This window comes from Corallococcus sp. AB038B, assembly GCF_003668955.1.
In the GTDB taxonomy this organism is placed as follows: domain Bacteria; phylum Myxococcota; class Myxococcia; order Myxococcales; family Myxococcaceae; genus Corallococcus; species Corallococcus exiguus.
This window is the reverse complement of sequence record NZ_RAWO01000012.1, coordinates 167,192-187,457: the sequence shown is the minus strand read 5'-3', so window position 1 is coordinate 187,457 and position 20,266 is coordinate 167,192. Positions and strand designations below refer to the sequence as shown.

Here is a 20,266-nt window from a genome sequence, read left to right as displayed (position 1 = left end):
CTCAATCCTCGAAGGGCACGGGCAGCAGGTCGACCTGCTGCCAATACGTCATCGGAAGACCAAAGAGTTCATATTTTCGAATCATCCATGCGGCGTGCTCGAAATGATCCGGGATGTCAGCCTCGGCCCCTTGAAATTCGATGAAGGTATTCCAATCTCGATTCCAGGGTCCGCCCAACGCGCCACGATGGATGCGTGCGTGAACTTCCGCATCGATCATCAAGACGTACTTGTGGATCTCAATACCCTTGTCCTCGAAGTGCTTCTTGAACGCCTGCGGGAAGATGTGGTGCCGCTCCTTCGGCCGCTTCGCCCACTCCTGTTGCGCCTTCTCGCGGCGAAGCTCGCTGGGGAGCGTCTCTCGGGGACGCCAGCGGAAGACCATGACGGGCACCGCGTCGCCCGGCAGGCCCTGCGCACTTCCCCATGTTCGCTGCGGCCCGCTTCCGGGCGCCACGAAGATGGGCGCCACCGGCATGGCCCCTCGCGTCCGGACGATGCGGTCCGGTGCCAGGTCCTCGCACCGGAACAGCGCGCAGACGTCGTCCTCGCAAACTTGCGTGAGGCACTGGTCCTCGTCGCTGGCTTCGCACTCCCGCGACGACTCTGCCCAGCCCTCTTGGGGCGAGGACACTGGCGCTGATGCGCACCCCGCCAGCAAGACAACCCAAAGCCACAACCACGCGCGCATTCCGCCTCCGCTCCTCGCTCCTCTGCTTCTTGCCCGCTTACTCCACGTTCTTCCGCTGGAAGCCCAGCGGGCCGAGACGCTGCACTCGCACCTGCGGCTCGCGAGCCCGGGTGGGGGGATGTGACGGCGGCTCAACCGACGGGCAGTTCCTGGTAGCGCACGTCACTGGGGCCCAGGCGTTGCACGGTTTCGACGAAGCGTTCGCTGACGACGCGTGGGCGAGCCCCCGCGATACCGAAGACATCGAGTCCTGCTGGAACGGCGGAGCGCAGCAGCCAGCGCTTTGGAGGCAGAGAGTATGACTCGGGCCGGCCACATACCGAGCATGGGGGCGTCTTGAATTCGCCGATGCAGTCGGGATGCAGCTTCGCCAGGGGCCGCGCTTCCACTTCGTAGAGCGCGGGCATGTTGCTCCGGCGGGACCGGAGCTCCATGCGGACCGCGATGATGCCTTGCAGCCCTTCGGCCTTGAGCAGTTCGACCGCGTCCTCGCGGAGGACCAGCTCCCACGGAGGGTAGCAAGTAACTGGACCAAACCTGCCTTGCGCCGTCCCGCGCATGGGACCGAAAGAGGTTCCTCCCTTCACTGGAACGTCTGGAGGCAGAAGCGGCCGCACCAGTGCCACCAGTCGCATGTACTCCTCAAAGTTCGTGGGCCCTCGGACCTCGTCGAGTGCGGGCTCGGAGAGGCTTGAAAGGTCCACGGAAGGATATGCCCCACTCCCCGACCAGGTTCCGCAACGAGGGCACTCGACGCCCGGCAGATGCCACCGATGGCGTGCCTGATACTCTCCGCTCCACGTGCCTGACTCGTCGAAGTCAAAGCACTCCACCGTGAAGTAGCGCATGGATCAGTCCTCGACGGGTATAGGAGCGAGATCCACCTGCTGCCAGTACGTCATCGTCAAGCCGAAGAGTCCGTACTTCTGGATCATCCAGGAGGCATGCTCAAAGTAGACGGACATGGGTGCAGTGTCCTCCTGCCGGTTGATGAAGATACGCCAGTCTGCATTCCATGGCCCTCCGCGCTCTCCCTTGTGGATCCGGGCATGCAGCTCCGCGTCGATCGCTATCACGTACTGGTGAATGTCGATGCCCTTCCGCACGAACTCGTCCTTGAGCGCCTGCGGGAAGATGTGGTGCCGCTCCTTCGGCCGCTTCGCCCACTCCTGTTGCGCCTTCTCGCGGCGAAGCTCGCTGGGCAGCTTTTCCCGTGGATGCCAGCGGAACACCATGACGGGCACGGCGTCTCCCGGCAGGCCCTGCGCACTTCCCCACGTCCGCTGCGGCCCGCTGCCGGGCGCAACGAAGATGGGCGCCACTGGCATGGCGCCTCGCGTCCGCACAATGCGCTTCGGTGACAGGTCCTCGCACCGGAACAGCGCGCAGACGTCGTCCTCGCAGACTTGCGTGAGGCACTGGTCCTCATCGCTGGCCTCGCACTCCCGCGCCTCCTCCGCCCGCTCCCACTCATTCGCCGGTGAGGGCCCGGGTGCGGACGCACACCCCAGCAGCATCGCCAGCCACAGCCACCCGACGCGGACACGGGCCCCGGAGATTCTTCTCATTTTCCTGTTATTCCACGTTCACTCCCGTGGAGCCCAGGAGGCGAGCAGCCCGGTCACGGGGCACAGCGCGCTGTCAGGCGAGCCGTTATCCTCGGGGTTCCTCACACCGAGAGCGCGCACACCATGGGAAGGCTGTTGGTCCTGCTGTTCGTCTACCTGGGCGCGTACCTCGTGCTGCGCAGGCTGTTGCCCGTCGTCACCCGGGGCTGGCGCCATGGCGTGCTGGTGGGCCTCTCTGTCTTCGCGTTCGCGGCCTGGACCGTGCCCGCCGTCACCGGCTACGGCCTGCACCACACGCCTCCGGCGCTCGTGCCGGTGAAGCTGTTCGCCGTCGTGTGGAGCATCGCCGCGCTGCTGGTGATGTTGATGGGCCCGCCGTTCCTCATCCTCAAGCTGCGCGCCGAACGCCGCCAGCAGGCCGCGCCTCCCGGCGTGAACCTGGAGCGCCGCAACCTCCTGGTGAAGGCCGGTCAGGCCATGCCCGTCCTCGCCATCAGCGCCAGTGGCGTGGGCGTCGTGGGCGGCAGCGTGGGCTTCACCGTTCGAGAGGTGGAGGTGAAGCTGCGTGGCCTCCCCGCCGCGCTCGATGGCTTCCGCATCGGGCAGATCACCGACGTGCACGTGGGCCCCTTCATCTCTCCCGAGTACCTGCGCGGCGCCGTGGAGGTGATGAACACCGCGGGCGTGGACCTCCAGGTGATGACCGGTGACCTCATCGACGACGTGAACCAGGTCGACGAGACGATGGCCGCCCTCGCCTCCACGACCGCCCGCCACGGCATGCTCGCGGTGCTCGGCAACCATGAACACTGGCGCGGGCTCGATGAAGTCCTGGGCGGCTATGAGCAGTTGGCCCAGCGTGGCGCGCCGGTCCGGCTGCTGGTGGATGAAGCCCACGTGCTGGAGCACGGCGGCCAGCGCGTGCGCGTGGTGGGCGTGGACTTCCCCATGTCCGGCGCCAGCCGCACCGGGAAAGACCGCCGCTGGCAGCGCTCCGCGGAGACGGCCTTCAAGGACGGGAACCCGGACGACGTGGTGCTCTGCCTCTCCCACCACCCGGACTTCTTCCCCTACGCCGCCGAGCGCGGTGCGCGCCTCACGCTCGCGGGCCACACCCACGGCGGGCAGGTGGCCTTCCTGGGGATTCCGCTGTTCGGCTTCGCCTTCAAGCACATGCTGGGCCGCTACCGCTTCAAGGACAGCCACCTCTACGTCTCCGGCGGCACGGGGCACTGGCTCCCCTTCCGCATCGGCGTCCCTCCCGAGGTGACGCTGCTCACGCTGCGCAGCGCCTGATCCCTCCGTCGAGGTAACGAGCGTTACAGCCATTCAGGGCGGTACGACATCCCTCTGAGGAGGGATGCCCAAGGTCCAGGCTTCCTCCTACCCTCCGGTGCTTCATCGCCCGCACTGGGGGAAGCGACCATGTCGGAAGAGGTCACCCGATTCGGCAAGCTCGAGGAGCTTGCCTGGCAGGTCTACCGGGTCCGCACGGGCTCCAGCAGCTACACGGTCGGCGTCTACGAGTACGAAGGGCGCCGCTTCGCGGTCATGCGTGGCCAATCCAAGAACCTTGGAGGCCATGTCGACCTGAGGGATTCCGACCCGAAGGTGGAGGGGCGTTCGCTCTTCGAGGTTCCCCCTTCGGAGTGGGTGGGCAAGAGCCTGGAGATTGGCACCGCGACCACGTCGCGCGTCGTCGAGGTTCAGCGGGAGCGGGACTCCAACATCCTCACGAACATCACCCGGATCCAGGTGCTGGCACCGGCCGCCCCCGCGCCCACGGTCAAGAAGGCCCAGGCCGCTCCCGAGCCCCAATACGAGGAGCCGCCCTATCCGGAGAACTGCGTCCAGGATGTCCGGTTCGCGGCGTACCTTCTGCGCAAGGTCTACAACCAGCAGCGGTTGATCGAGGACCTGGAGCAACGCCCGGAACAGTTCGACCGGTTCAAGGTCGCCCTCGCGGATGCCGCCCTCATGATGAAGGCCATTGGCCAGAAGCTCGGATAGGGACCGCCATGACCATCAAAGCCCATTTCGCCATGACCCGTGCCACGCCCGATGATCAGGATCGGAGCTGGTACATGTGGAGCGGATGGAAGGCACGTCACTGGCCTACCTTCGTCCTCCGCCCCGGACTTCACATCTACGGCTACGACAAGAAGCTGAAACGCTTCACCACGATCCTCAAGGTGTCTCGCGGCAGGGCGTTCGAATACGAGGACAAGCGTCAGTTCACCCGCACGGTGAAACGTCTGATTGAGGTCGACACCCATGACCATTCTGGGTGGCTGAATGACATGCAACCCTCGGGGTTCGGGGTGGCCTTCGAGTACGAACTGGTCGCCAGGGTCAACATCGCGTTCCCCGGAAGCCGCTTCCCTCACCTCGGCTGGTACAAGATGCCGACGAAAGCGGCTCATGCGGCATTGCTGGATGACCCAGGTGGCCATGAAGAAGGTGGGAAGCAGTATCGGACACACCTGACCTACGAGCGGAGCGCCCGGCTGCGCGCGGAAGCGAAGTCCCACTGGAGGAACAGGCGGGGCCGGATCACCTGTCACGTGTGCGGGTTCGACTTCGTCGAGCGCTACGGTGCGCTCGGTGAGGACTTCATCGAGATGCACCATGAGGTCCCGGTCTCGGAAGGGAAACGGGTGAACTCCGTGGAGTCACTCATCCCCCTGTGCGCCAACTGCCACCGGATGATTCATCGGAATCCGCAGGAGCTTCTCAGCATCCAAGCGCTTCGGCTCCTGCTCCAGAAGCCCGTTTCAACGAAACGCTAGAGTCAGGGCCGCGCGCCTGCGTCGAGCAGCCGCAGCGGCGCGTCCCGCCCCATGGCGATGAAGGGCGCCCAGTAGTGCGGATGGGGCTGGGCGCTTCGCAGCTCCCGCATCGCTTCACGCAGCGCCGTGGCCAGGCCCTCGCCGCCGAGCAGGTGGCGATAGTAGGTCTCCATCAACGTGCGCGTCGTCGCGTCGTCCACCTTCCAGAGACTCATCACCACCGTCTCCGCACCCGCCACCAGGAAAGCCCGGCGCAGGCCGTAGACGCCCTGGCCACGCCGGACCGCGCCCCGGCCCGTGTCGCACGCGGACAGGACCACCAGTTGCGTGCCCCACAGGTCCAGGCCCGCCAGTTCCAGCGCCGTCACCAGCGCGCTGTCGGAAGCACTCTTCTCCGTCTCTCCAGCGAGCAACAGGCCGGAGCGCAGCAGCGGATCCGGCGGGCGCGCGGCCTGCGGATCCTCGCCCAGCGCTCCGAAGGTCGCGACCGCTCGCGCGTTCTCCGGCGCGGCGGCGTCCTCCAGGAAGAAGCCGTGGGTCGCCAGGTGGAGGATGCCCGGCGTGCTCAGGTGCAGCAGCCGCTCCTTGGTCGCCTTCGGTCCCAGGAACAGCTGCGCCTGCGGGAACAGGCGCTGGATGGCCTCCGCCTCCTCGCGCGAGCCCGGCAACGGAACCGGTGCCCAGTCACGCGCCACCAGGTCCTCGCGCCGCAGCGAAGGCGAACGCTCCGCCACCACGGACGCGCCTCCCGCGGGGAGCGGGGACGCCTGGAGCCCCGTGTTGAACGCGGGATCCGCCAGCACCACCACCGAGGACGCCGGCCTCCGCTGCTGAGGCCGGGGCAACAGGTCCTTGCCGGACGTCACGTAGGTGAAGTCGTAGCTGTCCACCAGGTACCGCCGGCCGTCGTGGAGCGCCGCGAAGGGCACCAGCGCCAGTTGACCATCCGGTGAGAGGAAGAGGCGGCGGGCCTTCCCCAAGAGCGGGAGCAGCGGCTGGAACGCGAGCCGGTAGAGCGCGTGGGCGGAGTCCTCGAAGGCCGCGTCCCGGCGCGCCAACGCGTCCCGCAGGCTGGAGGCCGCGGCTTCGATGGGCGCGGCGGGCCCCAGGTCCAACGCGCGGATGTTCCCGTCGGGCAGGAGCACCAACGCCAGACAGCGGAGCTGGGCCGTGCCCGTTCCCAGCACGAGGGGACGGTCCTCGTAGGTGATGAACTCCACCAGGGCACCATCGTCCGGCAGGGATCCCGCGACACGGTCGACGATGTCATCCGGCGCGGGCAGCGCGGACAACGCGCGCAGCGGCGCGGAGCGGCTGGCGAGCGTCGCCTCCAACGCATCGCCCTGCTCGGTCAGCGCCGTGAGCTGTCGCTGATAGGAGGACGGCGTGAGCGCTCCCGGCCCGTGCAGCGAGAGACTGGCCAGCTGGGTTCGCAGCTTGCGCAGCTGCTCGAAGGTGCCTCGCTCCTCCGCGCCCAGGCTCCGGTAGACCGCTCGGGAGATGTCCGCCGTTTCCTCCACGGAGCGGCCCTTGAGCAGCAGCGCGGCGCTCAATGCCAGACGCCGGACGTGGGCGGAGTCCGGGTGCGCTCGCACGAGCGCGTAGAGCTGCTCCTCGTCCGCGCGCAGGTGCTGGAGGAAGCTGGCCAGCCGGGCCTCGGAGAACTCGAGCGCCTCGCGACGCAGACGCTGCTCGGAGACTCCGAAGGCGCGCGTGAACAAGGGCACCGCGTCGTCCAGGCGGTGCTGCGCCAGACGCAGGAGCGCCAGGTTGTTGAGCGACGCCGCGAGGTCCGGATGGTTCCGGCCCAGCACGGCTTCACGAATCGCCAACGCGCGCTCGTAGAGCGGCTCTGCCTGGCTGTACTTCCCCTGGTCCCGGTAGAGCGTGGCCAGGTTGTTGAGCGAGCCGGCGACGTCCGGATGCTTCTTGCCGAGCACCTCCTCCCAGATGGCCAGCGCCCGCGCGTAGAGCGGCTCCGCCTGGCTGTACTTCCCCTGCTTCCGGTACAGCGTGGCCAGGTTGTTGAGCGACGCCGCCACGTGTGGATGGTGCGTTCCGAACGCCTTCTCCCAGATGGCCAACGCCCGCGCGTAGAGCGGCTCCGCCTGGCTGTACTTCCCCTGCGCCTGGTAGAGCGTGGCCAGGTTGTTGAGCGCGGCGGCCAGGTCCGAAGGGCTGCCGTCCGTCGCTGCCTCCCGGATGGCGAGCGCCCGCGCGTAGAGCGGCTCCGCCCGGTCATACAGCCCCTGGTCCTGATAGAGATTGGCCAGGTTGTTGAGCGAGTCCGCGACCAACGGATGCTTCTTGCCCAGCGCCTCCTCCCGGATGGAGAGCGCGCGCAGGCCCAGCGGCTCCGCCCGGCCGTACTGCCCCTGGTCCTGGTAGAGCGTGGCCAGCGTGTCGAGCGAGTCCGCGACCAGCGGATCCTCCTTGCCCAGCGCCGACTCGCGCAGGGCGAGCGCCCGCACGTAGAGCGGCTCCGCCCGGACATACAGCCCCTGCTCCCGGTAGAGCAGCGCCAGGTTGTTGAGCGAGTCCGAGACGGTGAGGTGGTGCTTGCCGAGCACGGTCTCCCGCAAATCCAACGCGCGCGAGTAGAGCGGCTCCGCGCGGCTGTAGAGCCCCTGCTGCTGGTAGAGGTTGGCCAGGTTGTTGAGGGACTCGGCGAAGGCGGACTGGTTCTCGCTGAGGGTCACCTCCTGGCTGGCGAAAGCCCCCATGCGGCGACGCTTGTCCAGGCTGAACAGGTTGTTCGTCCGCCGGGACATCGCGTGCCCATGGTCGTAGAAGCCCCCGGCCTGCCGGTCCGTCTCCATGGCGGGCGAGGCGGCGAAGCCGAGCAGCCTGGCCACCGTGACGGCCTTCGCCGCGTCGTCGTTCACCACCGCTTCCCGGATGGCCAGCGCGCGCTCGTGGACGACACCCGCCCGGGCGAAGTCTCCCTGGAGGCGGTACACCTCCCCCAGCAGGCTCAGGCAGTAGGCGACGTCCGGATGCGAGTCCCCGAGCACGGCCTCCCGCAGCGCCAGGGCGTGCTCACCGGGCGCCACGGCCTCCGCGTACCGGCCCGCCTCGTAGAGCGTCGCGGACTGCTCATAGGCCTGGAGTGCGTCCGCCAGCCGCGGGTCCGAGGGTTCCCGCCCCACCGGCATGAGCGAGGCACACCCCAGTGCCATCATCACCATGCACCCGAGAACCCACCGCATGCCGACTCCTCCTGGAGACCGAGGCTGACCCAGCCGCCTCCCCCCTGTCCGACTTAGAGGCAGGGACCCCAAGAATCATGCAGGAACATGTGCGCGGAGCGACGCCTACTGGCCATACCCCCGGAATTGCTGGAACACACGCTCCATTTCCGCGTCGTCCAGCACCACGGGCTCGCCCAGTTGGAGCGCGCGCCAATACATGGCCGCCAGCGTCTCCACCTCCACCGCCAGCTTCCAGGCCGCGGCCAGGTCCACGCCCACGGCGACCATGCCGTGGTTGGCCAGCAGACACGCCTTGCGGCCCTCCAGGGCCACCATCATGTGCCTCGCCAGCTCCGGCGTGCCGAAGGTGGCGTACTCGGCGCACCGGATGTCCGTGCCGCCCGCCGCGGACACCATGTAGTGGAAGGCGGGGATGCCCCGGCGCAGGCAGGCCAGCGTGGTGCTGAACATGCTGTGCGTGTGCAGCACCGCGCCCACCTCCGGCCTCGCCTGGAGGAGGTCCCGGTGCAGCTGCCACTCGGTGGACGGCTTGCGGTGGCCCTCGTGCGAGCCGTCGAAGCGCATGAGGACCAGGTCCTCCGGCGTCATGGTCTCGTAGTTCATCCCGGACGGCGTGAGGAGGAAGCCGCCCTCTACCCGCTGGCTCAGGTTGCCGGACGTGCCCTGGTTCAGCCCGGAGGTGTTCATCCGCCGCGAGGTGGCCACCATCGCCTCGCGCAGTGCCTGGTGGCCCCCCGCCCCGCTCACTTCGCGGGGCTCCGCTGAGCGCGCCGCTCCGGGAAGAGGGACAGCATCCCCTCCTCCGTCGCGGGACACACGCCGCGCTCCGTGACGAGCGCCGTCACCAGCCGCGCGGGCGTCACGTCGAACGCGTAGTTCGCGGCGGGGCTCCCCGGCGGCGTAATCCGCACCGTGGCGATGTCCCCCGACGGCAGCCGGCCCGTGACGTCACTGAGCTCCGCACCGTCGCGCTGCTCGATGGGGATCTCCTTCACACCGTCCTGGATGGTCCAGTCGATGGTGGGCGACGGCAGCGCCACGTAGAACGGCACGCCGTTGTCCTTCGCGGCCAGCGCCTTCAGGTACGTGCCAATCTTGTTCGCCACGTCGCCGCGAGCCGTCGTGCGGTCCGTGCCGACGATGCACAAGTCCACTTCCCCGTGCTGCATCAGGTGCCCACCGACGTTGTCCGCGATGACCGTGTGCGGGACGCCGTGCTGTCCCAGCTCCCACGCCGTCAGCACCGCGCCCTGGTTGCGCGGGCGCGTTTCATCCACCCAGACGTGCAGGGGGATGCCCGCGTCGTGCGCCAGGTACATGGGCGCCAGCGCCGTGCCCCAGTCCACCGTGGCCAGCCAGCCAGCGTTGCAGTGCGTGAGCACGTTGAGCCGACCCTTGCGGCCCTTCTTGTCCCACGCCTCCTGGAACAGCTTCAGCGCGTGCTCGCCGATGGCGCGGTTGATGGCCACGTCCTCGTCGCACAGCGCCGCCGCCTGCCGGTACGCCGCCTCCACGCGCTCCGACGGCTTCAGCGGCGCGAGCACCTGGCGCATCCCATCCAGCGCCCAGTGCAGGTTCACCGCCGTGGGCCGCGTGGCCCGGAGCATGGTCAGCGCCTTCTCCAGCGCGCCGTCGGACGCGTCCTGCCGCATGGCCAGACACACGCCGTACGCCGCCGTGGCACCGATGAGCGGCGCGCCGCGCACCAGCATGCTGCGGATGGCATGGCCCGCTTCGTCCGCCGTGGACAGCTTCACCTTCACGAACGCGTGCGGCAGGCGCGTCTGGTCGATGACGCCGACGCTCCAGCCGTCGGACTCGACCCAGATGGAGCGCATCGGAACGCCTTGGACTTTCATCGCCGTGTCTTCCTTGTTCGGCCGTTCAGCGCTTGAGGACGCGGCCCGCCACCGCGGAGAGCTTCTCCACCATGGCCGGGTCGCGCGCGTCGGGCGACGTCATGATGGCGTGCTCCAGCGCCGTCTGGCAGCCGGCGTGGCACGGGGTGGAGTGCTGGCCCACGAGCGGCGCGATGTTCTTCACCAGCCCGCGCGCCTTGCCCGCGTTGCCCAGCAGCACCGCGATCACCTGATCCACCGTCACCGCGTCGTGGTCCGGATGCCAGCAGTCGAAATCCGTGACCATCGACACGCTCGCGTAGCAAATCTCCGCCTCACGGGCGAGCTTGGCCTCCGGCATGTTGGTCATGCCAATCACATCGCAGCCCCACTGCCGGTACATCTTGCTCTCCGCCAGCGTGGAGAACTGCGGGCCCTCCATCACCAGGTACGTGCCACCGCGCACGACCTTGATGTCCAGGCCCTCGCACGCGGCCATCACCGCGTCACCCAGGCGCGAGCACGTGGGCTTCGCCATGGACACGTGCGCCACCAGCCCCTGCGAGAAGAAGCTCTTCACGCGCGCGAAGGTGCGGTCCACGAACTGGTCCACCACCACGAAGGTGCCCGGCGGCAAATCCTCCCGCAGGCTGCCCACCGCGGAGACGGAGAGGATGTCCGTCACGCCGCTGCGCTTGAGCGCGTCGATGTTCGCGCGGAAGTTCAGCTCCGACGGCGGAATCTTGTGCCCACGCCCGTGGCGCGGCAGGAACACCACCGGCTGGTCGCCAATGCGCCCGAAGCAGAACTCGTCCGACGTCTCACCGAACGGCGACGACACCCGGCGCCACGAGACATCCGTCAGGCCATCAATCTGATACAGGCCGCTGCCGCCGATGATGCCCAGCACGGGCTTGTTGGAACTCGACATGGGGGAGGATCCGCTCCGGGAAAGCTCGGGATGAAGAATCAATTCAGGACACGTGCGCGAACGGGTCGAGCGACGTGAAGTCGTGGAACACCGGGTGCCCGTGGCCCGGCGGCAGGGCCACCTCGCCCCGGTCCAGGGCCGCGGTGCGGAAGCCCGCCTGCTTCGCCGCATCCAGCTCCGCCGTGTTGTCGGAGAGGAACAGGATGTCGCCGGGAGGCAGCTCCAGCGCCTGGGCAATCTTCGTGTACGACGGCGCCTCCACCTTGGGTCCGGTGGTGGTGTCGAAGTAATCGGAGAACACCGGCGTCAGGTCCCCCTCCACGCTGTAGCCGAAGATGAGCTTCTGCGCGGCGATGCTGCCGGAGGAATAGACATACAGGCGCATCCCCTTCGCGTGCCAATCGCGCAGGGCCCGGGCCGCGTCCGCGTGGACGTGGCCTTTGATCTCGCCGCGCGCGTAGCCGTCCGCCCAGATGAGCCCCTGGAGCGTCTTGAGCGGCGTGGCCTTGCGGTCCTCGTCCAGCCAGCGATGGAGCAGGGCGACGGTGCCCACGTCGCCCAGTGCCGGCTCACCCGCGAGCGTGCGGGCGTCGGACAGGCACTGGCGCACGGCGGCCTGCTGCCCGTGCGTGGCGACGTACTCCGCCAGGTGCTTCCGGGCGAAGGGGAAGAGGACGTCCTTCACGAAGGCGATGGAGCTGGTGGTGCCTTCGATGTCCGTGACGACAGCCTTGGGGGCACTCACGGCGCGTACTTCGGGAAGCGCTCGGCGATGGTCTCGCCGGTGAAGTGGCCCACCCAACCGTCCGGGCGGATGAAGAAGCGGATGGCGGCGAACCGGGGCGCGGCGCCCATGTCGAACCAGTGCTTCATGCCTTCCGGCACGCTGATGAGGTCGCCTCGCGTGCACTCCACCTGGAAGACCTTGTCGCCCGCGTGCAGGTAGAAGCAGCCGCTGCCCTCCACCATGATGCGCGACTCGTCCTCCGTGTGAGCGTGCTCGGAGAGGAACTTCGCGCGAGCGGCCTCCACGTTGGGCGCGTCCGGCTTGATGCGCGCCACGTCCACGGTGTTGTAGCCGTGGGCCTTCATCTCCGCGTCCACCACGTGCTTGTAGGCCGCGAGGACGTCCTCCTGGCCCGCGCCGTCCGGCAGGTCCACGGACGCGTCCACGCGCTCGAAGCGCACGCCCGCGGGCTTGAGCTCGCGGCGGATGTCCTCGGTTTCGGTGAAGACGCCCAGCGGCGCCTCCGGCTGGTGGTCGTTGTAGACAATCAGCTTGCTCATCGCCGCACCTTCATCTTCTCGAGTTCGTACGTCAGCAGGTGCTCCAGCGCCACGACGTGGCGGCGGGCCTCGGCCATGCTCCGGCCCCAGGTGTAAAGCCCGTGGCCGGCAATGAGATACGCGACCAGGTCCGTGCGTTTCTCGAGCATCGCGGTCACCTTGTCCGCGAGCCGGGGGATGTCCTGGTCGTTGGGGAAGATGGGGATGGACACCGCCGCCTCGTGCGTGCGCGTGTCGCCCAGGGCCTTGAGCAGTTCGAAGTCCTGGAGCACCAGCTCGCCTTCCGCCAGCCGCAGGTTCGACAGGAGCGCGGCCACCACGGAGTGCGTGTGCAGCACGGCCTGCGCCTCCGGCCGGTCACGGTAGAGCTGAAGGTGAAGGGGCGTCTCCGCGGACGAGCCCTTGGGCGGCGGCGCGTGGATGTCCGCGACCAGGATGTCCGCCTCCACCAGCTCGCCCTTGTCCACGCCGGAGCGGGTGACGGCGGCGGTGCGGGCATCCAGCCTGCGGGAGAAGTTGCCACTGGTGGCGGGCACGAAGTTGCGCACGCTGAGGAAGCGGCCCACTTCGACGATTTCACGGGCCGCTTCGGACAGGGTCGCGGCGGGGGCCGGGTCGATGCTCATCCATCCCTCGGGGGAGCTTGAGGACGCGATGAAACATCGCGTTGATGACACCGAGCATAATCCGGCGCTCACCGGTAGGCGCAAGGGAACGCAACGCAGGACGTCATGCGTCCTGCCGGGCCGCTCAGGTCCCGTCGAGCGCGAACTTCGCCAACCGCGCGAGATCCTGCTGACCCTCCCGCTCCAGCACGTCGTTGTGGCCCGCACCTGGCACGGTCACCACCTGGGCCTTCGGGAAGCGCTGGCCCAGCGTGCGGCCCATGTCCACGGGGACCACTTCGTCCTGCTCGCCATGGATGATGAGGACGGGGATGGGGATGTCCTTGGCCTTGTCGAGCGACTGGTAGCGGTCGCGCATCAGCAGCGACACGGGGAGGAAGGGCATGGTGCGCTGGCCCATGGCGACCATGGACGTGTACGGGGACACCAGCACCATGCGTGCACCGTATCCGCGCCGGGCCATCTCCACGGCGACGCCGGTGCCCAGGCTGCGTCCGCTGAGCACGATGTCCTCTGGCTTCACGCCCTGCTCACGGAGGAACTGGAGCGCGGCCTCCGCGGACGCGTACAGACCCGCCTCGGACGGACTGCCCGGCGACGCGCCGTAGCCGGGGTACTCGACCGCGAGGAAGCCCAACCCCACGTCCCCGAGCGCCTGGCCCAGGCCCTGCTGCCACAGGAGTTGCTCGCCGTTGCCGTGGAAGTGCACCACGGTGCGGGCTCCCGGAGGCGCGGGCAGATAGAAGCGGTCCACGTTGAGGCCCGAGGCCAGCGGCACCACGCCGAAGCCCGGCTGGTCGCGCAGGTTCGCGGGCTCCGTGTGGGGCGCGGGGTAGATGAGGGAACGCTGCGCGGCGAAGGCGAGGGCGCACAGCGCGAGGTACAGCATGCCGGTGACGAGGACGAAGGCCATGAGGAGGCGGCGAAAGCGTTGCACGCCGCCAGTCCATCACACCGTAAGCGTCCGAGGCGACACGGTTCAGGTGAACATCCCGAGGGTGCTGTCCTCCCGGTAGCCGGGGAACACCTTCGCCAGGGCCACTCCGGGGCGGCAGGCGCGGAGGGCCTCGGACAGGGGAGCTCGGACGTCGGTCCAGGAGGGCACGTCCCGGCCGTCCTGGAGGCGGTCCACCGTGAGGGATTCGAAGCGGCCGTGCACGCCGCCCTTCACGCCACCGCCGAGCGCGAACATCACTCCGCCCACGCCGTGGTCGGTGCCCTGATTGCCGTTCTCCTTCACGGTGCGGCCGAACTCCGTCATCACCAGCACCGTCACGGTGTCGAGCTTCGGGCCCAGGTCCGCCGCGAACGCGGCCAGCGCGTTGCCCAGTTCCTCGCAGCGCCTCGCGAACGCGCCCTGGGTGACTCCCTGGGCGACGTGCGTATCCCAACCGCCCATCTCCGTCGCGGCGACCTCCAGCCCCACGTCGCCCTTGATGAGGCGCGCGATGTCCTGGAGACGGCGGGCCAGCGGCGTCCCCGGGTACGTCACACCGGGTGACACGGGCAGCTTCGCGAGGCGGGCCCCGTCCAGCTTCGACATGGCCTCGAAAGCATCCGCGCCCGCGCCCTTCAGGGCTTGATCCACCGCGCCGGAGTAGAGCGCGGAGAAGCCCTGGCGCGCGTCGCCATGCTGGCGCCCGGTGCGCAGCCGGAAGTCCTCCAACCGCCCCATCGCGAGGGCCCCCGCGTTGCCGTAGAGCGCGCGGGGCAACGTGGGTTGCAGGGCCACGGCGCGCAAGGGTGCGTCGTCCTTCGCGTCCAGGAGCGCGCGATTGAGCCAGCCGTCCGCGGTGGCCTTGCGGCCCGGCGTGCCGGACTCCATGAAGTCCTGCGCGTCGAAGTGCGAACGTGGCGTGACAGGAAGCCCCACGCCGGGGAGCACCGCGAGCTTTCCTTCCGACCACAGGGGCATCAGGGCGCCGAGCGAGGGATGCAGACCGAAGGGGCCCGTGAGCTTCAGCGCGGCGTGCTCGCCCTCGAACTTGAGCGCGAGCGTGGGTCTTGCGCGCTGATAGGCGTCGTCTTCAACGGGTGGCACCAGCGACAGGCCGTCCGCACCACCGCGCAGGAACACCGTGATGAGCGCGCGACGGGCGGGCGCGTCGCCTAGAGTCGCGGCCCAGGCGCGGGACAAGAAAGACGGAGCCAGCACGAGGCCCGCGCCCGTCAGGCCCAGGGCCTGGAGGAGCTGCCTGCGGGAGAGACGTGCGGTCATGGGTCCTGGACCTCCAGCGCGCCGGGAGTCGCCCGGGTCGGAGCAACGACAGACACGCGGTTCATTGTTTCTGGAACTCCGGCGAGCCGAGCAGCAGCCCCGCGATGAGTGGCACGTCCACGGGCGGTGCTTCATCCACGGCGCTCGCGGCTTCTCGCTTCTCCGCCAGCGCCGCGAGGATGGTGGCCCGGGTCTCCTCCGATGGCTTCGCGCCCAGCAGCGCCTGTCCCAGGCCGTCCACCCACTCCACCGCCGTGGGTGCTTGCTTCGGCGCGAACGCGTCCAATGACACACGCGCTCCGGGCAGCCGGCCTCCCACCAGGTCCAGGCCGAAGTTGAGCCTCGCCACCAGCGCTCCACTGTTCACCCAGGGCTCCGCCACCTCTGGGAAGCCGGTGGGCGCGGGGGCCCGGTAGAGCGGCTCTCCCATCAGGGCCAGGTGGCGCAGTAGACGGGGCGTCACCTCCACCTGCGCGTTCGTCGCTCGCAGCGCGGACACCACGTATTCGAACGGCGTCTTCACCTTCGCGGCCCGTGCCTGCGGCGACTGGAACTCCGGCGACTGGAACAGGGCTCGATACACCGCGCGCAGGTCCCCCTTCGTGTCGAGGAACACCTTCGCCACGCGCTCCACCAACTCCGGTGGCGGCTCATCCGCGACGAAGCGTTGCGCGAGCTTCCGCGCCACGTGACGCGCTGTCGCGGGATGACTCGCCAGCAGGTCCAGCACCCGCTCCCCGTCCTTCTCCCCTCCTCCGGCCGGAATCGTCTGCCCCAGCACCACCTTCGACTCCGCGTCGTGCGCCACCTTGCGGAAGACGAAGCCCGGATCCTTCCTCGGCTGGCGGATGCTCCAGCCCGTGAAGCAGCGCGCGACCTCGCGCACGTCGTCCTGCGTGTAGCCTCCGTCCACGCCCAGCGTGTGCAACTCCAACAGCTCGCGCGCGTAGTTCTCGTTGAGGCCCAGCTTCGGCTTCGCCTCTTCTTCGTCCTCCGCGTCCTCCATCATCGCGGCCTGACGGCGAAAGCGGCGCGGGTGGCGCAGCTCCTCCTGGCTCAGGCCCTCACGCGTGCTGCGCCAGTTGTCCAGATAGAAGAGCATCGCCGGGTGGTGCGCCGTCGCGCCCAGCAGCTCCCGGAACGTGCCGAAGACGTGCGGCCGGATGGCGTCGCGCTCGTAGGACGTGGCCAGCCACTTCACCGCGCCTTTGTCCTCGGAGACGTTGAAGTGGTTGAACCAGAAGTCCACCAGCACCTCCTCCAACTGGCGCGGACTCTCCACTGCTCGCAGCACTCTCGCGGAGGACCGCTCGAAGACGACGCGCGCCGGGCCTCGCTCGCGCTTCTCCTCGCGTGGCATCTCCGGGGGCGGCCTCGGGTAGTCCTCCACGAGTCGAGCCATCGACAGGCCCAGCGTGGGGAACGCCTGGAGCTTCGCGCTCAACCCGGATGGCAGCGCCTCACCGGACGCGGGCTGGAGCTGGGCATCCACCCACCCGTCCACGCCCTGCCGCTTCATCTCCGCCAGGTCCCTCGCCGAGGGGCCGTACGCCAGCCGCTGCAGCACATGCACCGCTCGCGCCTCGTCGAAAGGCGCAGGCGCTTCAGGTGCCGTGACCTGCGAGCGTGACGCACACGACAGGCACACGGCCACCAGGGGCCAGACAGGGAGGGCGCGCATGGTGATGCATTCAACCCCGGACGCGCCCGGAAGTTACGAGCCTGCCTTCAACTCAGTGCAGCATCGCTCCGAAGAGCGACATGCCCAGGTTCACCGCCGACGCGATGACCAGGCCCGCGCCCACCAGGCCCGCCGCCGTCAGGGCCATGGGGTTGCGATCCGCGGCGCGCAGGCCCTTGTGCAGGGTCTTCTTCAGCATCGTGCGCTGGCAGTGCACGTGGATGCGACCCTCCAGCGCGGCCTGCAGCTGCGCCACCATGTCGTCCACGGACTCGAAGCGGTCCTTGGGGTCCTTGCTCATCCCCTTCTTCACGAACCACATCAGCTCCGCGGGCACCGGGCCCTGCGCGCTGTTCTTGTGCATGGACCCCATGTCCAGCGTGCGCTTCTGCACCGCCGTCATGATGTCCGGCACCGACTGGATGCCATCCAGGTAGTGCGACAGCGACAAGAGCTCGTGGAAGAGGACGGACAGGCTGTAGACGTCGCTGCGCGCGTCCATCGTGTCGTGCTCGCCGCGCGCCTGCTCCGGGGACATGTAGAGCGGCGTGCCCACCACGGAGCCCAGCTCCGTGTGCAGCGGCCGGGCCGAGTGCAGGTCCGTGGGCGCGCCAGCCGGCAGGGCCCTGTCGGAGGCCGCGCCCACGCGGCGCGCGAGGCCCCAGTCCAGCACCGTCACCTCGCCGAAGGGTCCCACCATGATGTTCGCGGGCTTGATGTCGCGGTGGATGAAGCCCTTGCCGTGCGCGTACGACACCGCGTGCAGCACGCCCAGGAAGATCTGCACCCGCACCTGGAACGGATAGCGCACCAGCGCGTCCAGCTCCGATTGGCGCAGCCGGGCGATGATGGACTCCAGCGTCTCGCCCTTCAGGTGCTTCATCAGGAAGTAGTACCGGCCCTGCTCATCCACGCCCACGTCGTGCACGGGCGCGATGTTCGGGTGGTCCAGCATGCCCACCGTGCGGATCTCCTCCACGAAGCGCAGCACGCGGTCCAGGTCCGCGCCCGGAGGCAGCCGCTTGAGCGCGACCTCCCGCTCGATGTCGTGGTCACGGATGAGCACCACCTCGCCCATGCCGCCCTGCCCCAGCGGGCGCACTTCTTCAAAGCGCTCGCGCTGCAGCGGCACCACGCTGGGCTGCTGGCCCTTCCACTCCACGCGCGGCAGCACCGTGTTGCGCCGCTGGGTCGTGGACCCACCGGGCGCCAGCGTGGGCGCCAGCGCGGCGGCTCCCGAGTTCGGAGAAATGAGCGTGTTTTCCAGGCCGACCGCGAGCGTTTGACTCATGGGACGCCAGGAATAGCAGGCACTCCCCGCGCGCGCCCACATACGCGCAGTCCATGATGCAAACGCGCGAAACTACAAGGCCAGCAGGCGGCCAGGCGTCACCCCGCGGGGGTGAAGGGCACGTCCAGCACCGGCAATTTCGTAGCGCCGGGCAGGTCGTAATGCCACCACTCCATCCGGTTGCGCTGGAAGCCGGCACCCTCCATGGCCTTGCGCAGCACCTCGCGGTGTTCGCGTGAGGCGGGGGTGCCACCGGTGTAGCCGTGGTGCGCCGCGGGGGTGAAGTCGTCGAAGGGGGTAGGCATCTCCACCTCCGCCCCGTCCTTCGTCACCAGGGTCAGGTCCACCGCCCCACCCCGGTTGTGGTTGGAGCCCTTGCGCGGGTCCGCCACGTAGCCGGGCTTCGGCAAAATCTTCCACATCTCGTACTGCACCGCGCGCGGCCGGTAGCAGTCGTACACCTTCAGCCGGTAGCCCAGAGGGCGCAGCGCGTCCGCGGCCTGCGTCAGGCGCTTCACCGAGTCCGGCAACAACAGACACCGCGCACCGTCCGGATACACCTGCCGCTTGAGGAAGTTGTCCTTCGTCGCGTAGCGCAGGTCCAGCACCAGGTCCGGGATGACGGTGGTCGCGTCCACCAGCTCCGCCTTCGGCGCGGCGGGCTTCGGCTTCGCGGCCGGCTTCTCGGCCTTCGCATCCTCAGCGAGGACGGGGGAGCTTCCGAGCAGCGCCAGGGACAGCGTGAGGCCCGCCGCGGCGCGCATCAGCGCACCCCGTCCGTGTACACGGTGGGGTCCGGCACTCCCGCTTCCTGGAAGCCCTTGGCGCGCAGGAGGCAGCTGTCGCAGCGGCCACACGCCCGGCCCTGGGCGTCCGGGTCGTAGCAGGAGTGCGTCATCCCGTAGTCCACGCCCAGCTTCACGCCGGCCTGGATGATCTGCGCCTTGGTGAGGCCGGAGAGCGGCGCGTGCACCTTGAAGGTCGCGCCCTCCGCGCCCGCCTTGGTGGCCAGCTGGGCCATGGTCTCGAAGGAGCGGATGAACTCCGGGCGGCAGTCCGGATAGCCGCTGTAGTCCACCGCGTTGACGCCGATGTAGAGGTCCGTGGCGCCCACCACCTCCGCCAGCCCCAGCGCCATGGAGAGGAACAGCGCGTTGCGCGCGGGCACGTACGTGACGGGCACGTCGTGGGACATGTCGTCCTCCGAGCGGTCCTTGGGCACGGGGATGTCATCCGTGAGGGCGGAACCGCCCACCTGCCGCAGGTCCACCGTCACCACGCGCACGTCGCGCACGCCCATGATGGCCGCGACCTTCTTCGCCCGCTCCAGCTCCACCGAGTGGCGCTGTCCGTAGGCGATGGACAGGCACACCGGCTCGAAGCCGTCCGCCTTCGCCATCGCCAGACACGTCGTTGAGTCCAGGCCTCCGGACAGGAGCACCACCGCACGCTTCGCCATTCCATCCTCCACTTCGGGGCGGCGCACGTTACACGACGGGGACAGGCCCCGGGTGTTTCAGTCGATGCGGTCGCCGCTCACCGTGTACACGGTGGTGCAGGTGACCGGGTTGCATTTGCAGCTCGCTCCCTTGCCGGGCAGGAAGATGTCCGTGAGCGAGCCGCACGCGAGCGACACGTCGTAGCCGTTCTCCGTGGGCGCGGGGAGGTCGCCCTCCGGCACGCCGCCGTCCAGGCGCTTGCAGTCGCGGGCCACGTTGCGCGCCTGGCTGTCGCTCAGGAGCATGACGTTCATGGCCTCCTCGATTTCGGAGTCCTCGCAGCCGGTGCCGCACGAGTCGCGGCGCGCGACGGCGCGGTGGGTGGAGGACACGCTCTGGCCGGTGTAGCCCGCGTCGCGCGAGAAGCCCTGCACGGTGAAGAAGCCCGTGCCCGCGTCCGTGTCGCGGGAGAAGGTGCCCTCGAAGTAGAAGCTGCCCGCGTCGTCCAGCTGCGCGAAGTCTCGCGCGCCTGCGTCACACGTGGTGCGCGCCGCGTCCAGCTTCGCCTGGAAGCGGAACGTCCCCATCACCTGGTTTCCCGGGTAGACGGGGTCGGAAAAACAGCCCACCGCCACGGCCAGGGCCGCCGCGGGGAAGAGCGCCACTGCCAGTCGCTTCAGGTGCATGAGGCGCTC

Annotated in this window: 20 protein-coding genes; 3 read left to right on the top strand and 17 right to left on the bottom strand. The window is 68.9% G+C overall.

What is annotated here, in order from left to right:
* Position 1 precedes the first annotated feature (1 nt).
* From D7Y04_RS33980 to D7Y04_RS33970, 3 genes are all read right to left on the bottom strand, one after another.
* On the bottom strand, positions 2-691 hold the full coding sequence (locus tag D7Y04_RS33980; RefSeq protein ID WP_120593582.1) for a TIGR02269 family lipoprotein: 690 nt from the start codon (positions 689-691) through the stop codon (positions 2-4).
* Between the two features lie 131 nt (positions 692-822).
* On the bottom strand, positions 823-1,539 hold the full coding sequence (locus D7Y04_RS33975) for a double-CXXCG motif protein (RefSeq protein WP_120593583.1): 717 nt from the start codon (positions 1,537-1,539) through the stop codon (positions 823-825).
* Positions 1,540-1,542: 3 nt separating this feature from the next.
* The gene (locus D7Y04_RS33970; protein WP_120593584.1) at positions 1,543-2,259 is read right to left on the bottom strand and encodes a TIGR02269 family lipoprotein; all 717 of its coding nucleotides are present in this window, start codon (positions 2,257-2,259) and stop codon (positions 1,543-1,545) included.
* Positions 2,260-2,382: 123 nt separating this feature from the next.
* Here D7Y04_RS33970 and D7Y04_RS33965 point away from each other — a divergent pair, with 123 nt between their 5' ends.
* The 3 genes from D7Y04_RS33965 (at position 2,383) to D7Y04_RS33955 (ending at position 5,048) form a co-directional block, all read left to right on the top strand.
* Entirely contained in the window at positions 2,383-3,555 is a 1,173-nt protein-coding gene (locus D7Y04_RS33965; protein ID WP_121761986.1) for a metallophosphoesterase, read from the top strand.
* A gap of 129 nt (positions 3,556-3,684) precedes the next feature.
* A complete protein-coding gene (locus tag D7Y04_RS33960) occupies positions 3,685-4,269 on the top strand; it encodes a hypothetical protein (RefSeq protein WP_120593586.1) in 585 nt (194 codons plus the stop codon).
* A gap of 8 nt (positions 4,270-4,277) precedes the next feature.
* Complete coding sequence (locus D7Y04_RS33955) at positions 4,278-5,048, top strand: HNH endonuclease (RefSeq protein ID WP_120593587.1); 771 nt, start codon at positions 4,278-4,280, stop codon at positions 5,046-5,048.
* A 2-nt stretch (positions 5,049-5,050) separates the two neighbouring features.
* Here D7Y04_RS33955 and D7Y04_RS33950 read toward each other — a convergent pair whose 3' ends face one another.
* From D7Y04_RS33950 to D7Y04_RS33885, 14 genes are all read right to left on the bottom strand, one after another.
* On the bottom strand, positions 5,051-8,257 hold the full coding sequence (locus D7Y04_RS33950) for a tetratricopeptide repeat protein (protein ID WP_120593588.1): 3,207 nt from the start codon (positions 8,255-8,257) through the stop codon (positions 5,051-5,053).
* Positions 8,258-8,362: 105 nt separating this feature from the next.
* A complete protein-coding gene (locus tag D7Y04_RS33945; protein ID WP_120593589.1) occupies positions 8,363-9,007 on the bottom strand; it encodes a class II aldolase/adducin family protein in 645 nt (214 codons plus the stop codon).
* Positions 9,004-10,119 (bottom strand): S-methyl-5-thioribose-1-phosphate isomerase, encoded by a 1,116-nt coding sequence (mtnA, locus tag D7Y04_RS33940; protein WP_120593590.1) that lies wholly within the window; start codon positions 10,117-10,119, stop codon positions 9,004-9,006. Before mtnA ends, D7Y04_RS33945 begins: the two co-directional genes overlap by 4 nt.
* 25 nt (positions 10,120-10,144) lie before the next feature.
* Complete coding sequence (locus D7Y04_RS33935; RefSeq protein ID WP_120593591.1) at positions 10,145-11,029, bottom strand: S-methyl-5'-thioadenosine phosphorylase; 885 nt, start codon at positions 11,027-11,029, stop codon at positions 10,145-10,147.
* A 43-nt stretch (positions 11,030-11,072) separates the two neighbouring features.
* Positions 11,073-11,774 (bottom strand): acireductone synthase, encoded by a 702-nt coding sequence (mtnC, locus tag D7Y04_RS33930; protein ID WP_121761985.1) that lies wholly within the window; start codon positions 11,772-11,774, stop codon positions 11,073-11,075.
* The gene (locus D7Y04_RS33925; RefSeq protein ID WP_120593593.1) at positions 11,771-12,316 is read right to left on the bottom strand and encodes an acireductone dioxygenase; all 546 of its coding nucleotides are present in this window, start codon (positions 12,314-12,316) and stop codon (positions 11,771-11,773) included. Before D7Y04_RS33925 ends, mtnC begins: the two co-directional genes overlap by 4 nt.
* Positions 12,313-12,942, bottom strand: coding sequence for a methylthioribulose 1-phosphate dehydratase (locus D7Y04_RS33920; protein WP_120593594.1), 630 nt, complete (start codon positions 12,940-12,942; stop codon positions 12,313-12,315). Before D7Y04_RS33920 ends, D7Y04_RS33925 begins: the two co-directional genes overlap by 4 nt.
* Before the next feature lie 124 nt (positions 12,943-13,066).
* Positions 13,067-13,879, bottom strand: a complete 813-nt coding sequence (locus D7Y04_RS33915) for an alpha/beta hydrolase (protein ID WP_120593595.1) — start codon at positions 13,877-13,879, stop codon at positions 13,067-13,069.
* A gap of 42 nt (positions 13,880-13,921) precedes the next feature.
* The gene (locus D7Y04_RS33910; protein WP_121761984.1) at positions 13,922-15,160 is read right to left on the bottom strand and encodes a DUF1501 domain-containing protein; all 1,239 of its coding nucleotides are present in this window, start codon (positions 15,158-15,160) and stop codon (positions 13,922-13,924) included.
* A 61-nt stretch (positions 15,161-15,221) separates the two neighbouring features.
* Positions 15,222-16,841: a DUF1800 domain-containing protein gene (locus D7Y04_RS33905; protein WP_121761983.1), complete on the bottom strand. Its 1,620-nt coding sequence runs from the start codon at positions 16,839-16,841 to the stop codon at positions 15,222-15,224.
* 52 nt (positions 16,842-16,893) lie between these two features.
* Entirely contained in the window at positions 16,894-18,132 is a 1,239-nt protein-coding gene (locus tag D7Y04_RS33900) for a serine/threonine-protein kinase (RefSeq protein ID WP_121761982.1), read from the bottom strand.
* 98 nt (positions 18,133-18,230) lie between these two features.
* Positions 18,231-18,896 (bottom strand): D-alanyl-D-alanine dipeptidase, encoded by a 666-nt coding sequence (gene ddpX, locus D7Y04_RS33895; RefSeq protein WP_199749778.1) that lies wholly within the window; start codon positions 18,894-18,896, stop codon positions 18,231-18,233.
* Positions 18,896-19,591, bottom strand: coding sequence for a 7-cyano-7-deazaguanine synthase QueC (gene queC, locus D7Y04_RS33890; protein ID WP_121761981.1), 696 nt, complete (start codon positions 19,589-19,591; stop codon positions 18,896-18,898). Before queC ends, ddpX begins: the two co-directional genes overlap by 1 nt.
* Positions 19,592-19,648: 57 nt before the next feature.
* Entirely contained in the window at positions 19,649-20,257 is a 609-nt protein-coding gene (locus D7Y04_RS33885; protein ID WP_120593600.1) for a hypothetical protein, read from the bottom strand.
* Between the last annotated feature and the right edge of the window lie 9 nt (positions 20,258-20,266).

Coding starts and splice junctions, on each gene's coding strand:
- D7Y04_RS33965 (WP_121761986.1), top strand. CDS start 2,383: ATGGGAAGGCTGTTGGTCCTGCTGTTCGTCTACCTGGGCGCGTACCTC.
- D7Y04_RS33885 (WP_120593600.1), bottom strand. CDS start 20,257: ATGCACCTGAAGCGACTGGCAGTGGCGCTCTTCCCCGCGGCGGCCCTG.
- D7Y04_RS33900 (WP_121761982.1), bottom strand. CDS start 18,132: ATGAGTCAAACGCTCGCGGTCGGCCTGGAAAACACGCTCATTTCTCCG.
- queC (WP_121761981.1), bottom strand. CDS start 19,591: ATGGCGAAGCGTGCGGTGGTGCTCCTGTCCGGAGGCCTGGACTCAACG.
- D7Y04_RS33925 (WP_120593593.1), bottom strand. CDS start 12,316: ATGAGCAAGCTGATTGTCTACAACGACCACCAGCCGGAGGCGCCGCTG.
- mtnA (WP_120593590.1), bottom strand. CDS start 10,119: ATGAAAGTCCAAGGCGTTCCGATGCGCTCCATCTGGGTCGAGTCCGAC.
- D7Y04_RS33970 (WP_120593584.1), bottom strand. CDS start 2,259: ATGAGAAGAATCTCCGGGGCCCGTGTCCGCGTCGGGTGGCTGTGGCTG.
- D7Y04_RS33975 (WP_120593583.1), bottom strand. CDS start 1,539: ATGCGCTACTTCACGGTGGAGTGCTTTGACTTCGACGAGTCAGGCACG.
- ddpX (WP_199749778.1), bottom strand. CDS start 18,896: ATGCGCGCCGCGGCGGGCCTCACGCTGTCCCTGGCGCTGCTCGGAAGC.
- D7Y04_RS33910 (WP_121761984.1), bottom strand. CDS start 15,160: ATGACCGCACGTCTCTCCCGCAGGCAGCTCCTCCAGGCCCTGGGCCTG.
- D7Y04_RS33960 (WP_120593586.1), top strand. CDS start 3,685: ATGTCGGAAGAGGTCACCCGATTCGGCAAGCTCGAGGAGCTTGCCTGG.
- D7Y04_RS33950 (WP_120593588.1), bottom strand. CDS start 8,257: ATGCGGTGGGTTCTCGGGTGCATGGTGATGATGGCACTGGGGTGTGCC.
- D7Y04_RS33955 (WP_120593587.1), top strand. CDS start 4,278: ATGACCATCAAAGCCCATTTCGCCATGACCCGTGCCACGCCCGATGAT.
- D7Y04_RS33980 (WP_120593582.1), bottom strand. CDS start 691: ATGCGCGCGTGGTTGTGGCTTTGGGTTGTCTTGCTGGCGGGGTGCGCA.
- D7Y04_RS33920 (WP_120593594.1), bottom strand. CDS start 12,942: ATGAGCATCGACCCGGCCCCCGCCGCGACCCTGTCCGAAGCGGCCCGT.
- D7Y04_RS33905 (WP_121761983.1), bottom strand. CDS start 16,841: ATGCGCGCCCTCCCTGTCTGGCCCCTGGTGGCCGTGTGCCTGTCGTGT.
- D7Y04_RS33935 (WP_120593591.1), bottom strand. CDS start 11,029: ATGTCGAGTTCCAACAAGCCCGTGCTGGGCATCATCGGCGGCAGCGGC.